Origin of the sequence: Soonwooa buanensis, from assembly GCF_900167905.1 — a bacterium.
Lineage (GTDB): Bacteria > Bacteroidota > Bacteroidia > Flavobacteriales > Weeksellaceae > Soonwooa > Soonwooa buanensis.
On record NZ_FUYZ01000013.1, the window covers coordinates 44,070 to 57,429 of the forward strand.

Here is a 13,360-nt window from a genome sequence, read left to right on the forward strand (position 1 = left end):
ACTTATTATGCAGAAATTTATTCTTACAATATTTATTTTACTATCATCTTTTTTTAGTCAATTAAGCGCTCAAAATTTTTCCGCTGTCAAAGAAGTTGCAAAAAGGCAGTTTCCTTGGATTGCTGACAAGTTGGTTTTTAAATCAATTCCAAAAGAAAATAACGACGATGTTTTTATTTTGCAAACCAAAGCTAATCGATTAGAGATTTCGGCATCATCGACGAGCGCGGCGTCGAGAGCTTTGGATTGGTATGTCAAGCATTATGCACATCAAAGTATTTCACATTTCGGAAATCAAACTAAAAATTTAGTTTCGTTGCCAGAAGTTCCTGATCCTATTAAGAAGAAATCGTTTGTTCCGTATCGATATGCGCTCAATTATTGTACAATTAATTATTCATTTAGTTTTTACACTTGGGAAGATTGGGAAAAGGAGCTCGATTGGATGGCACTAAATGGCGTTAATATTATGCTGGCGCCTGTTGGGACAGAAATGGTTTGGTATAATACGTTGATCAAATTAGGATATTCAGATGCTGATGCGCGTGCTTTTATTCCTGGGCCAGGTTTTATAGCTTGGTGGCTGATGGGCAATTTAGAAGGTTGGGGTGGACCTGTAAGTTTGGCAAGTATCAAACAACAAGAAGAACTTCAAAAAAAGATTCTGAAAAGAATGAACGAGTTAGGTATTGAGCCTATTTTGCAGGGTTTCTATGGGATGGTTCCGCATGATATGAACAAGAAAGTTGCTTCGCTTAAGAATGCACCGATAATTGATCAAGGGAAATGGGTGTTTACCGAGTTTATTCGGCCAGGGATTTTAACGCCAACATCTTCCGATTTTCAAAAAGTTGCGGATGTTTATTACTCAGAAATGAAAAAACTTTATGGTAAAGACATCAAGTATTTTGGTGGAGAACCATTCCATGAAGGCGGAAAGTCTAATGATATCGATATAACTGCGGTTGGTAAAAGTGTTCAACAAGAAATGCAAAAGCATTATCCCAACAGTACTTGGGTTTTGCAAGGTTGGCAAAAGAATCCTTCTGATAAATTATTGGCTGGACTTAATCGTGAAAAAGTACTCATTATCGAATTATTTGGTGAAAATACAAGCAATTGGGAAGAACGAAAAGGCTACAACGGAACTAATTTTATTTGGTCAAATGTTAGCAATTTTGGAGAAAAAAATGGACTGTACGGGAAGTTGCAACGTTTTATCGATGAGGTGTATCGCGCTAAAGAAAGTCCTTATGGTGCTAATCTAAAAGGTGTGGGGATTATTCCGGAAGGGATTTATAACAATCCAGTTGCTTATGATTTGATGTTAGATATGGCGTGGCATGAGCAGAAATTTAATCTCGATGACTGGCTGATAGATTATACCAAATACCGTTATGGTAAAGAGAATCCAGACGTTATCAAAGCCTGGAAAGAATTTGCACAAACTGTCTATAGTGATCCAAAAGTCTATCAAGAAGGTCCTTCCGAAAGTATATTTTGTGCTCGTCCATCGATGAATGTCGATCCTGTTTCGTCTTGGGGAACAAGAACTCGAAATTACGATATTGTACGTTTTAGAGAAGCGGTAAAAGTGTTTTTAAAAGCTGATTCTGATTTTAAAAATTCGGAAACTTATCAAGCTGACAAAATAGATTTTCTTCGTCAAGTTTGGGCGGACAAAGGTGATGTAGCCTACGATTCACTTATTAGAAGTATTAATTCTCAAGACAAAAATCGCATGGATAAAGCGTCATCAACTTTTTTAGAAATGATTAATATTCAAAATGAATTACTCGGAAATAGTCCTTATTTTACACTAAATCGTTGGTTGCAACAAGCTAAAAATTACGGCGTAAAACTTCCAGATTCTGACAATACGATGTACAATGCAAAAGCGCAAATCACATTTTGGGGACCAGATAACAATCCAAAAACAACTTTGCGAGATTATGCTCATAAAGAATGGAACGGACTTCTGGGCTCTTTGTACGTCGATCGTTGGAAGTTGTTTATAGAAAATGCTAAAGAAGGAAAGTTTACAAAACCGCAGGATTTTTACAATATGGAAGTCAATTGGTCGAAGAAACAAGAAATGTATGTTCCTACAAAAAGTTCAGAATCTCGAATGAAAGAACTTGAAGATCTTATTTTAAAATAGTATTAAATTCCTTAAAGATAGCCGTGTAATTCCCAATTGTTCGGCTTTTATTTTTTTGTTTTAATGAAAGATGTTCTGTACTTTTATCCTAATTTTAAATAAAAAACGAAAGAATGCGTCCAAAATTTTTTAAATCGATAGCGATATCAGCAAGTTTTTTAATGTTTGTAAATGCAAGTGCACAACAAACTGGAAAATCTAATTATGATTATAAAGATGTTTTTAAAGAACCTTTCTATACAACAAACGGCACCGAGTTCCGTTCTGCAAGCGGGCAACCAGGACCTAAATATTGGCAACAAGCGGTTAACTATAATCTGAATATTACTTTAGATGATACGCAGAATAAATTTACTGGTTCGGCAGAGGTTTCTTATACCAACAATAGTCCAGATGCTTTGAAATTTATTTGGTTTCAATTGGATCAAAATTTATTTAAAAAAGATTCTCGTGGAAGTTCGATGATTCCGACAACCAATTCGAGATACGGTTCTAGTAGTTCAACTTTTGATGGAGGCTATACGATTAAATCTGTTAAAGTTGACGGAAAGGATGCTAAATACACTATCAACGATGCACAAATGCAAGTTGATTTCCCGAAAGAATTAAAAGCCAACGGAGGCAACGCCAAAATCACTATTGAATATTCTTTTGTTTCGCCAGAAAATGGTGCGGACAGAATGGGCGTTTTACAAACTAAAAACGGGAAAATTTTCACAATTGCGCAATGGTATCCACGTGTTGCTGTGTATGATGATCTTAGAGGATGGAACACAATACCTTATCTTGGACCGTCCGAATTTTATCTAGAATACGGAAATTTTGATGTTAGTATCACGGCGCCTAATAATCTTTATGTTGTTGGTTCCGGTGAATTATTAAATCAAAAAGATGTCTACACAGCCGAACAAATTAAAAAATGGAACGAAGCAGCAAATAGCGAAAAGACGGTGACAATTCGTTCGGCGGCGGAAGCAAATACTGCTACGAAAAGTACAGGTACCAAAACTTGGAAATTCAAAATGAATCAAAGTCGCGATTTTGCATTTGCGGCGTCTTCGGCATTTATTTTGGATGCTGCGAGAATCAACTTGCCATCTGGGAAAAAATCTTTAGCAATTTCGGCTTATCCAGTAGAAAGTGATGGTCAGGACGCTTGGTCACGTTCGACAGAATATACAAAAGCTTCGATAGAACATTATTCTAAACAGTGGTTTGAGTTTCCTTATCCAGCGGCGGTTAACGTTGCGGGGATTACCAACGGTATGGAATATCCTGGGATTGTTTTCTGTGAATATACAGCAAAGGGAAGTAGTCTTTGGGGTGTGACTGATCACGAGTTTGGACACACTTGGTTTCCGATGATTGTTGGTTCTAACGAGCGTAAGCATGGTTGGATGGACGAAGGTTTCAACACATTTATTAATGACCTTTCGACGCAAGCGTTTAATAAAGGAGAATATTACAAAAATCCGAGTATTAGAAATATGACGAATTTCTTGTTTAATGAACGTCTAGAACCAGTTGATACTGCGCCAGATAATATGCGAGAAGCGAGTATTGGGGCATTGCTTTATTATAAGCCAGGCGCTGCACTAAAGGTTTTACGTGATAATGTTTTGGGTGCTGAACGTTTTGATAAAGCTTTTAGAGAATATATCGATCGTTGGGCGTTTAAACATCCTGCGCCAGACGATTTTTACAGAACGATGGAGAATGTTGCTGGTGAAGATTTGGGTTGGTTCTGGAGAAGCTGGATTCAGAATAATTGGAAGTTGGATCAAGCGATTACCAATGTTAAATATGTGAATAACGATGCGACACAGGGGGCGATGATTTCGATTTCTAATTTAGAAAAAATGGCGATGCCTGTTACGATGGAAGTCAAGTATAAAGACGGAACGACTCAAGCAGTTAATCTGCCAGTTGATGTTTGGAGACGAAATACAGAGTGGACTTTCAAAGCGCCTACAACTAAAGAAATAACGTCGGTAAGCCTTGATCCTAAAGGAAATCTTCCTGATGTTAATCTGTCAAATAATGTTTTTAAAATGGATGCTGCAAAAGCTAGCGAAAAAATAAATATTAGCGATTATACTGGTACTTTTAGTAGTAAACAAGCTCCAGTTAAGTTTGTGTTATCAGCTGATGGTGGAAATTTAATGGCAAAATTGGGAGATCAACCTGCGTTTCCGTTAAGTTACAATGGCGATAATGTTTTTGTTTTTGAAATGGCCGAAATCAGTTTCAAATTTGCAAAAGACAAGAAGAGTTTTGACATAACGCAAGCTGGCCACACATTGACGTTTACAAAGAATTAGAAATTTCCTATTTCAGTTTTAATTAATAATATTAACTTCCCGATAAACATTGATTTTTATTGGGAAGTTTTTTTAGTTAATCTTCAACTTTAATAAAAAACTTACCAACTGGATTTCCTGAAGCCATATTGTTTTTAGAAATCACCAGCCAATATTCGCCTTTTTGTGGCGTTTTGTATTCTATTGTTTGGCTGAAAGGACCATCAAAAGTATTATCAGGTTTTCTGATCTGATTAAGTCGGATGTTCATATCGGCTTGGTCAGGTTTAATAAAAGCTTTCAGTGTTGGTTTATCATAATTCAAAAGTCTTAAAATAATTTGCTGATCTTGCAATTTAACTTCTTCAACTAATTTTATCGGTAACTTGCTCGCATCTACATCGATGATAAATTGGTTAGTTTCCGTTTTCCTATCCATGACCGTAGATAAACTATCTATAGGTTTTTCGACTGTTGTCACGGTATCTTGTTGTACATCTTCAGGAATCTTTTCAGTATCTTTTTTACAAGAAACGAAAGCCAGCAAGACAAAACTTAGAATTGAAAGATTAAGGTTTTTGCTTAGATAATGTTTCATAATAAATGTTTTTTGAGAGAAAACTTGAGTTGGCGGTTTCCGAAAAATAGTAACTCGTTGTATACTTTTCAAAATTTGGATCGACTTCTTTTAAAATATCATCATTAAAGTTAAGACTTTTCAAATAATCGAAACTTCCTTTATTATTCGCCAAGTTATAACGCGTCGCCAAGTTTCCCCAATTGACCACACTACAAGCCAAAACCATTCCATAGAATGCCCAAAGCATCGTATTTACCAAGAAAAGATTAGTTTTTCGTTTATAGATTTTGTAGAAAGTAAAAGCCAATCCTAGCAAAGCCATCAGCAAAAATCCAAAAACGCCAAGTCTTTTGTAAGTCAAACCGAATTCTGTAACATATTCTAAATTTTTAATTAAAGCTGAAAATACCAAAAGCATATTGAGTAAAATCCAGATGTACACCAATCGACGTAACCAAACTGCTTGATTATCAAAGTTGAAATTTGATTTAAAATAAAACATAATCACCAAAACCGCCATAACGATACTTAAGATGACAGCATTAACGCGCTCGTGTGTTGCGCCAGAAAGTTCGGCAGCAGAAGATTCACCAACATAAAATTGTTCATAATTAAAACTGAACAAAAAGAAAACAAGCATCACATTTAATAACAATAAAGAAACAACGCCACTCAAACGTTCCAAGTTTAAATCTAAAAAATTGAAAGTCGATTTTTGTACAATATCTTCATTTGCAAAATCATTTCTAAAATGATGATTTGTTGAATAAATAAAACTTGGGATCGTAATATTCCAAACATTAAAAGCGATAAAAAATCCAAGAAAACTTAAAGCAAGAACTTCGTAGATATTAAAATTAAAATTGATGTTCCCGAAAAAGTTGGCAAAAGTGTCGCTTCCATAAGTGTAAATCGCAAAAAACACCATTAAAAAAGCACTCGGAATAACCACAACCGCCAAGACTTTTTGGACTGATTTTTCGGTGTTGGTTTTCGGAAGCCATTCTTTAAATGTAAAAAATCGAAAAGGAAAACTTAAGCCTTGCCACAATGCGAGCGGAATGGTCAAAATTGGTTTTAGCTCTTTTGACAACGAAAATAATCGAAGTAAAAACACTGATATTACAATCGCAAAAAATGAGATAAAATCACCATAGTAAGCAAATGCGCCGCACGAAACCAAACTAAAAATCAACATAACTTTTAGTCGTTCGGATCTTAAAAATTTTGGCGTTAAAGCATAAATTACAATCGAGTAAACTGCTCCTAACAAAGCTAAATTGATTCCTGGTGTTTCGTCGTAGAACAGTAGGAAAAACATAATGCTAAAGCATAAAATTAAATGTAGTTTTTTCATTTTTTTAGTATTTAAAAATTCAGTAAAATATGATGATGAAAAGAAGAAGTACGATTGGAAAATTGCAACAAAGCAAGATTTGTGTTTTAATAAAGTCTTCTTTCTTTTCGGGGAAAACAAACAACATCACAGCAAAAAACAACAGAAAACAAATTGTTACTAACAGATTAATAGGCACTAAAATCATAATGAGAAAAAAAGCCAATTCGCTATGTAAAACATCTTTCAACACGCAACAAAGGACGCCTAGAACCCAACTAATTTTCACATAAAGAATCATTGATTTATTCATAAAACAAAGTACTTTGTATTTCAAAGTTTTTAGATAAAAAAATATATTATTTCCCCAACATCGCTTCCAAAGCATCAATATGCTTCTGGAAAGCTTCTCTCCCAACTTGCGTTACACGATATGATGTGCGCGGACGCTTACCAACAAATTCTTTTTTAATCTCGATGTAATTATTCTTTTCTAAAGCCGAACTGTGACTCGCCAAATTACCATCGGTGATATTCAGCAATTGTTTCATTTCGTTAAAATCTACCCAGTCATTGACCATCAGCACCGACATGATGCCAAGCCGTACCCTACTTTCAAATTCTTTATTGAGTAAATTAATATTAAGCATTTCTAAAATATTGACAATTCTAAACCTATTTCGAATCGTATTTTTTATACATCATTAAACCGTAAACAATATGCAAAACGCCAAAGCCAATTGCCCAAAACAGCAATCCGTATCCTAAAAAGAATAAGGACAACAATCCCAAAACAATTTCGGAAATTCCCAAATATTTGACATCTGTTAAAGTGTAACGTTCTGCATTAACCAAAGCCAGTCCATAAAATATCAAAGTTGCTGGTGCGATCATCGCAAAATAATGTTGATAAATAAGACCTATGCAAAACAATCCTCCCGTAACCAACGGAATTGCAAAATTAATCAATAAACGTTTTGTCGTCGCATCCCAAATTTTTTGATTCTGTTGTTTGGATTTTCGAGCAGTAAAAAAATATCCAAAAAACAAAGCAACCACTAAAATTCCTAAACCTATTAAAAATAATTTTTTGATAAAGTGAAATTCGTAAACGCGTCCAGAATTATCAAAATAAGAAATGCCTTCATTTTGAAAAACTTGATGAACAAAAAAAGCACCTACCAAAGCGGTAATTCCAGCGAAAACACCAGACAAACCACTCAAAGAAATAAATCGAGAACTGCGCTCCATCATTTGACGGATGTGTTGCAAATCGTTTTGAATATTATTTGACTCCATAAAAAGCACTTTGAAATACAAAGTTAATAATTAAAATGAAAGTCCAAAATAAATTTTGAACTTTCTATAGTTTTAAAACTAACAAATTATAAATCAGCGACTTTCTTTCCTATTTTATAAACTGTACCCCGGAAACTCGCCATCAACTCATCCTCTTGATTCTTTACAGAAATCTCATAAACGGCAGTTTTTCGAGTTTCGTTTAACAAAATACTTTCTGCCGAAAGCGTATCACCAAGACGAACTGCTTTCATAAAGTTTATATAACAGTTAAGTGCTACCGCAGCATCGCCTTTAGTATTTGATGAAAAAGCCAAAGCCGAATCCGCCAACGAAAACGTCACACCACCATGAACGGTTTTAAGACCATTAATCATTTCTGCTTTTATTGGCATCTTGATAAGACAGTAATTTTCTTTAACATCAACCAACTCAACGCCCATCCATTGCGAAAATGCATCTTGCGAATAAAGTTTTTGCGCTTCTTCAAAATAAGGATTACTCATACTATTTCCCAATGTAATTTGGTTTGCGCTTTTCCAAGAAAGCTGTAATTCCTTCTCTAAAATCGTGCGACTGCGCCGCAGATTGTTGATAAATAGACTCTAGATCCAATTGTTCTTTCAACGTGTTAGACTCTGCCTCGAAGAATGCTTTCTTAGTCAATCCAATTGCTTTAGTCGCTGCAAAAGAAAGATGTCCAAGGATTTCAAAAGACTTCTCTGCAAATTCCGCATCTGGGAAAACATCTGCAATCATCCCTAATTTTTTAGCTTCCATTGCTGGCACTTTTTTACCAGTAAAAGCAAGATAGCTCGCTAATTGATGACCAACAAGTCGCGGCAAATAATAAGTTCCCGCAGTATCAGGAATCAATCCAATATTTGCAAAAGCTAAAGAAAAATAAGCACTTTCTGTCGCCAAAGTAAAATCTGTAATCAAGGCTAACATGGCGCCAGCACCAACTGCAGGACCGTTAACTAATGAGATAATAGGTTTTTTAGAATGTGTAATCGCTTCAACCAACGGGTTGTAATAATCGATAACGATTCTTTGGATTTCGCGGTCATCATCAACATGATCTTTAAGATCAACCGCATCTTTTAAGTTTTGACCAGCGCAAAAAGCTTTTCCACGTCCAGAAATAGCGATACATCTAACTGTTTCATCTTTTCCGAAAGCTTCAACAGCAGAACGTAATTCTTTTAACATCACTTTATTCAAGCTGTTAAAAACTTCTGGCTGATTAAGAAATATAACTTGTAATCTCCCGTCAAAGTGGGATTCAACTTCAAATTGTGTGTACATACCAACAGGGTTTTCCCAAAGATAAAACTATTTGCAGACTTACAAAACCCGAATTAAGAAATTAAAACGCAAAACATAGTTTAAAACATCATCGTCAAAATCACTTTGCCACATACCATTGATTTCACAAAATCCCCTCTTGCAATTCATCTCTGAGAAAAATCCCAATTTGCCCATCAGAAAACTCACCTGCAACAAAATTTACAGATTTCTCTTGCGTACGTATTTCATACTCTTTAAAACGGTATTGATGATGTTTTGTAGGATGTAAAACTTCCACATTACGATCATAGCAATGCCAATAGTGGTTCCAAATATTAAGACCTTCCACTCTAAATTCTTTATCAACTTCGATAAACGAAGCAAATTTCCAATTTTTCATGCTCTAATTTTTAGAGTTTAACAATATTCTAATTTACAATTTATCTTTAATAATAATTTAGCATCAATCTAAATTAGACATCAATGTTTCGCATTGTAATATTGAAAACGAGACTGAATCTATTTATCTTGTTTTAAATAAATATTCAGATTTTTAGAAAAGCCCACTAACAAAAGACATCGGAAATATTAACCTCCCGAAAACTTACAAAAACAATCAATTCGGAAATTTTGTCAAGTTAAACTTAGGTTAAATTTTAATATTTCGGAAATTTTGGCGTAATTTTTAGTGAATTTCACAAAAGAACAGTTTTTGCAAACTAAGATTCAGAATTAAATGATTGAATTTAGAAGTTGAGTTTTAGATGACAATATGAAAGTAGTTTCCAAAAGATAGTTTAAAACTCAATCTCTAAAAATTTTAAACAAGATTAAAACACACAACATAATATGAACTTAAATCAGTACACAGTAAAATCACAAGAAGCCATCCAAGCTGCACAGCAAGTAGCTATGGAGTTTGGCAACCAACAGATTGAGCCACAACATCTTTTGGAGGGAATCTTCCAAGTGGATGAAAATATATCGCCTTTCCTTTTGAAAAAATCCGAAGCTGATGCCGATTTGGTAAGAGCCAGAAACCGCGAAAGTATCGAGAAACTTCCAAAAGTTGAAGGTGGAAACATTTATCTTTCTCAAAACGCAAATAAAGTTTTGCTAGACGCACCCAATATTGCTAAAAAAATGGGCGACGAGTACGTTACCATTGAGCATCTTTGGTTGTCTTTAATTGAAGTGAATTCTCCCGTTTCGCAAATGTTAAAAGACATGGGCGTTACAAAAAGCCTTTTGGAAGGCGGAATTAAGGAACTTCGTAAAGGATCGAAAGCGACTTCTGCAAGTTCTGAGGAAACTTACCAAAGTTTAAATAAATACGCAAAAAACTTTAACGAACTCGCTGCCGAAGGAAAATTAGACCCAGTTATCGGTCGTGATGAAGAAATCCGTAGAGTTTTACAAATTCTTTCGAGAAGAACCAAAAACAACCCAATCCTTATCGGGGAACCTGGTGTTGGTAAAACCGCAATTGCAGAAGGAATCGCACATAGAATTATTTCGGGTGACGTTCCAGAAAACTTGATGGATAAAACCCTTTATTCATTGGATATGGGCGCTTTGATTGCTGGCGCAAAATACAAAGGTGAATTCGAGGAGCGTTTGAAATCAGTGGTAAATGAAGTAACGAAATCTGATGGACAAATTATCCTTTTCATCGACGAAATCCACACTTTGGTGGGCGCTGGCGGTGGCGAAGGTGCGATGGACGCAGCCAACATTTTGAAACCTGCTTTAGCAAGAGGAGAACTAAGAGCAATTGGTGCAACTACTTTGAATGAATATCAAAAATATTTTGAAAAAGATAAAGCCCTTGAAAGACGTTTCCAGAAAGTAATGGTGGAAGAGCCAGATACCGAATCTGCGATTTCGATTTTGAGAGGAATTAAGGATAAATACGAAGCTCACCATAAAGTTCGCATCAAAGACGAGGCGATTATTGCGGCGGTAGAAATGTCTCAGCGTTATATTTCTGACCGATTTTTACCAGATAAAGCCATCGACTTAATTGATGAAGCTTCTGCAAAATTGAGAATGGAAATCAATTCTAAACCTGAGGAACTGGACGTTTTGGATAGAAAAATCATGCAAATGGAAATCGAATTGGCGGCTATTTCGAGAGAAGGCAACCAAACGAAAATCGACCATTTGAAAGAAGATTTATCGAAAATCACTGAACAAAGAAATGATATTAATGCAAAATGGTTAAAAGAGAAACAAAAATCTGAAGATTTAACCAACATTAAAAAAGAAATAGAAGCTCTAAAATTGGAAGCTGAACGTGCTTCAAGAGCTGGTGACTACGCAAAAGTTGCCGAAATACAATACGGAAAACTTCGCGAAAAAGAAGATGATTTGCAAAAACAAGAATTGGAAATGCAAAACCATCAAAACGAATTGATTAAAGAAGAAGTAACTTCTGAAAATATCGCAGAAGTGATTGGAAAATGGACTGGAATTCCGGTAACCAAATTAATTCAATCCGAAAGAGAAAAATTATTGCACTTGGAAGACGAATTACACAAACGTGTGGTTGGTCAAGATGAAGCAATACAAGCCGTTGCAGACGCAATCCGCAGAAACAGAGCTGGTTTAAGCGATGACAAAAAACCGATTGGTTCGTTCTTATTTTTAGGAACAACTGGGGTTGGTAAAACCGAGTTGGCAAAAGCTTTGGCAGAATTGCTTTTCGATGACGAAAATAACATGACGAGAATTGATATGAGTGAATATCAGGAGCGTCACAGCGTTTCTCGTTTGGTTGGTGCGCCTCCGGGATACGTTGGTTATGATGAAGGTGGACAATTGACGGAAGCCGTGAGAAGAAGACCTTATTCTGTGGTGCTTTTGGACGAAATCGAAAAAGCGCATCCAGATGTTTTCAATACGTTATTGCAAGTATTGGACGATGGTCGTTTAACTGATAATAAAGGGCGTGTCGTGAATTTCAAAAATTCGATTATCATTATGACTTCGAATTTAGGTTCGCATTTAATTCAAGAAAACTTTGAAAAATTAGATGACAACAATTTCGATGAAGTTCTTGACAAAACAAGAGAAGAAGTTTTTGACCTTTTAAAACAAAGTTTAAGACCAGAATTCTTGAACAGAATTGATGAAATTGTATTGTTCCAACCTTTAACCAAAAAGAATATTGGAAAAATTGTACAATACCAATTGCGAGGATTGAATACGCTTCTTGCACAAAGAAACATCATGATGACCGCAACTCAGGACGCTTTGGATTATTTGATGAACAAAGGTTACGACCCAGTTTTCGGAGCAAGACCTTTGAAAAGAGTGATTCAACAAGATGTTTTGAACAAGTTATCTAAAGAAATCTTAGCCGGAAACGTAAACGACGGCGATAGAATCACAATGGATTTCTTCCCAGAAAGTGGTTTGGTTTTTAGACCTACGGAATAATTAGAAACTAAATTTTTTTCATATTAAACTAAAAAACCTCAGCTTAAATAGCCGAGGTTTTTTGTTTTATAGTAAAATCACTCTTAATTTCATATCTTAAAAACTTCTCGATACAAAATCTTGCAGATTTTTACTCGAAGCGACGACATGATAAAAAGAACAATTTATCCTTGAATTTCTGTTATTTTACATCCAATAATTCTACATCAAAAATAAGAGTAGATCCTCCAGGAATAGCATCGCCCATATTTTGGTCACCATAAGCCAAATCTGAAGGAATATAAAATCTGTATTTAGCCCCTTTACTCATTAACTGAATACCTTCTGTCCAACCTTTAATCACTTGATCTAAGTGTATATCCGCTGGCGCTCCACCATGTTTGTCAGTAGAATCGAAAACACTTCCGTCCAACAATTTACCAGTATATTTTACTAAAACAACACTAGATGCCGTCGGTTTTGTTTTACCGTCACCTTCTTGTAAAACTTCATATTGCAAACCAGAAGCAGTCGTTTTCACCTTTGGATTGGTTTTGTTTTTTGCAAGAAATTCTAGACCTTTTTTCTTGTTTTCACCTGCACCTGCAACAGCTTCAGCTTGTTTTTTTGCATGTTGTTTTTGCATAAACTCTTGCATAAAGCTATCCATGTCTTCAGCTGGTAACGACTTTGGCTTCCCATCCATTTCTTCTTTAATAGCGCGAGCTAACATATCCGCATCAACTTTAAAGCCTTCTTGTTTCATACCTTGGGCAATATTAAGACCTATATAATAAGATGCTTTTTGGTCATCTGTATATTTGCCAGCATCTTGTTTCTCCTTATGAGCACAAGAAATACTGAATACTGCTAAGCCAAATAGTGCGATAGCTTGTTTTTTCATTTGAAAATATTTTATTTAAAATTAACCGTTTGAATAATAGCCGCAAATTTATCATTTAATATAGAAACTA

Annotated in this window: 11 protein-coding genes; 3 read left to right on the forward strand and 8 right to left on the reverse strand. The window is 35.3% G+C overall.

The annotated features are described in order from the left end of the window. Positions 1-7 precede the first annotated feature (7 nt). Together B5X62_RS14345 and B5X62_RS14350 are read left to right on the forward strand one after the other, a co-directional pair. On the forward strand, positions 8-2,161 hold the full coding sequence (locus B5X62_RS14345; RefSeq protein WP_079668175.1) for an alpha-N-acetylglucosaminidase: 2,154 nt from the start codon (positions 8-10) through the stop codon (positions 2,159-2,161). A gap of 113 nt (positions 2,162-2,274) precedes the next feature. Further along, positions 2,275-4,482, forward strand: coding sequence for a M1 family metallopeptidase (locus B5X62_RS14350; RefSeq protein ID WP_079668176.1), 2,208 nt, complete (start codon positions 2,275-2,277; stop codon positions 4,480-4,482). Between the two features lie 76 nt (positions 4,483-4,558). On the opposite strand, the gene B5X62_RS14355 is transcribed toward B5X62_RS14350, so the two are convergent. From B5X62_RS14355 to B5X62_RS14390, 7 genes are all read right to left on the reverse strand, one after another. Continuing rightward, the gene (locus B5X62_RS14355) at positions 4,559-5,059 is read right to left on the reverse strand and encodes a hypothetical protein (protein ID WP_079668177.1); all 501 of its coding nucleotides are present in this window, start codon (positions 5,057-5,059) and stop codon (positions 4,559-4,561) included. Next, complete coding sequence (locus tag B5X62_RS14360) at positions 5,031-6,398, reverse strand: DUF4153 domain-containing protein (protein ID WP_079668178.1); 1,368 nt, start codon at positions 6,396-6,398, stop codon at positions 5,031-5,033. The genes B5X62_RS14355 and B5X62_RS14360 overlap by 29 nt, the downstream gene beginning before the upstream one ends. Before the next feature lie 338 nt (positions 6,399-6,736). After that, positions 6,737-7,027, reverse strand: a complete 291-nt coding sequence (locus tag B5X62_RS14370; protein WP_079668180.1) for a winged helix-turn-helix domain-containing protein — start codon at positions 7,025-7,027, stop codon at positions 6,737-6,739. A gap of 25 nt (positions 7,028-7,052) precedes the next feature. After that, entirely contained in the window at positions 7,053-7,676 is a 624-nt protein-coding gene (locus B5X62_RS14375; protein ID WP_079668181.1) for a hypothetical protein, read from the reverse strand. Between the two features lie 86 nt (positions 7,677-7,762). Beyond that, positions 7,763-8,182, reverse strand: a complete 420-nt coding sequence (locus B5X62_RS14380; RefSeq protein ID WP_079668182.1) for a PaaI family thioesterase — start codon at positions 8,180-8,182, stop codon at positions 7,763-7,765. A 1-nt stretch (position 8,183) separates the two neighbouring features. Next, a complete protein-coding gene (locus tag B5X62_RS14385; protein ID WP_079668183.1) occupies positions 8,184-8,984 on the reverse strand; it encodes an enoyl-CoA hydratase-related protein in 801 nt (266 codons plus the stop codon). A gap of 124 nt (positions 8,985-9,108) precedes the next feature. Then, entirely contained in the window at positions 9,109-9,366 is a 258-nt protein-coding gene (locus tag B5X62_RS14390; protein ID WP_079668184.1) for a hypothetical protein, read from the reverse strand. Positions 9,367-9,815: 449 nt separating this feature from the next. On the opposite strand from B5X62_RS14390, the gene clpB reads away from it, so the two are divergent. Next, positions 9,816-12,407 (forward strand): ATP-dependent chaperone ClpB, encoded by a 2,592-nt coding sequence (gene clpB / locus B5X62_RS14395; RefSeq protein WP_079668185.1) that lies wholly within the window; start codon positions 9,816-9,818, stop codon positions 12,405-12,407. 181 nt (positions 12,408-12,588) lie between these two features. Here clpB and B5X62_RS14400 read toward each other — a convergent pair whose 3' ends face one another. Further along, complete coding sequence (locus B5X62_RS14400) at positions 12,589-13,290, reverse strand: FKBP-type peptidyl-prolyl cis-trans isomerase (protein ID WP_079668186.1); 702 nt, start codon at positions 13,288-13,290, stop codon at positions 12,589-12,591. Between the last annotated feature and the right edge of the window lie 70 nt (positions 13,291-13,360).

What these genes read in the sequence shown, in the direction of transcription:
- B5X62_RS14400 (WP_079668186.1), bottom strand. Translation starts at nt 13,290, where the DNA reads ATGAAAAAACAAGCTATCGCACTATTTGGCTTAGCAGTATTCAGTATT.
- B5X62_RS14355 (WP_079668177.1), bottom strand. Translation starts at nt 5,059, where the DNA reads ATGAAACATTATCTAAGCAAAAACCTTAATCTTTCAATTCTAAGTTTT.
- B5X62_RS14360 (WP_079668178.1), bottom strand. Translation starts at nt 6,398, where the DNA reads ATGAAAAAACTACATTTAATTTTATGCTTTAGCATTATGTTTTTCCTA.
- B5X62_RS14370 (WP_079668180.1), bottom strand. Translation starts at nt 7,027, where the DNA reads ATGCTTAATATTAATTTACTCAATAAAGAATTTGAAAGTAGGGTACGG.
- B5X62_RS14350 (WP_079668176.1), top strand. Translation starts at nt 2,275, where the DNA reads ATGCGTCCAAAATTTTTTAAATCGATAGCGATATCAGCAAGTTTTTTA.
- clpB (WP_079668185.1), top strand. Translation starts at nt 9,816, where the DNA reads ATGAACTTAAATCAGTACACAGTAAAATCACAAGAAGCCATCCAAGCT.
- B5X62_RS14380 (WP_079668182.1), bottom strand. Translation starts at nt 8,182, where the DNA reads ATGAGTAATCCTTATTTTGAAGAAGCGCAAAAACTTTATTCGCAAGAT.
- B5X62_RS14345 (WP_079668175.1), top strand. Translation starts at nt 8, where the DNA reads ATGCAGAAATTTATTCTTACAATATTTATTTTACTATCATCTTTTTTT.
- B5X62_RS14385 (WP_079668183.1), bottom strand. Translation starts at nt 8,984, where the DNA reads ATGTACACACAATTTGAAGTTGAATCCCACTTTGACGGGAGATTACAA.
- B5X62_RS14390 (WP_079668184.1), bottom strand. Translation starts at nt 9,366, where the DNA reads ATGAAAAATTGGAAATTTGCTTCGTTTATCGAAGTTGATAAAGAATTT.
- B5X62_RS14375 (WP_079668181.1), bottom strand. Translation starts at nt 7,676, where the DNA reads ATGGAGTCAAATAATATTCAAAACGATTTGCAACACATCCGTCAAATG.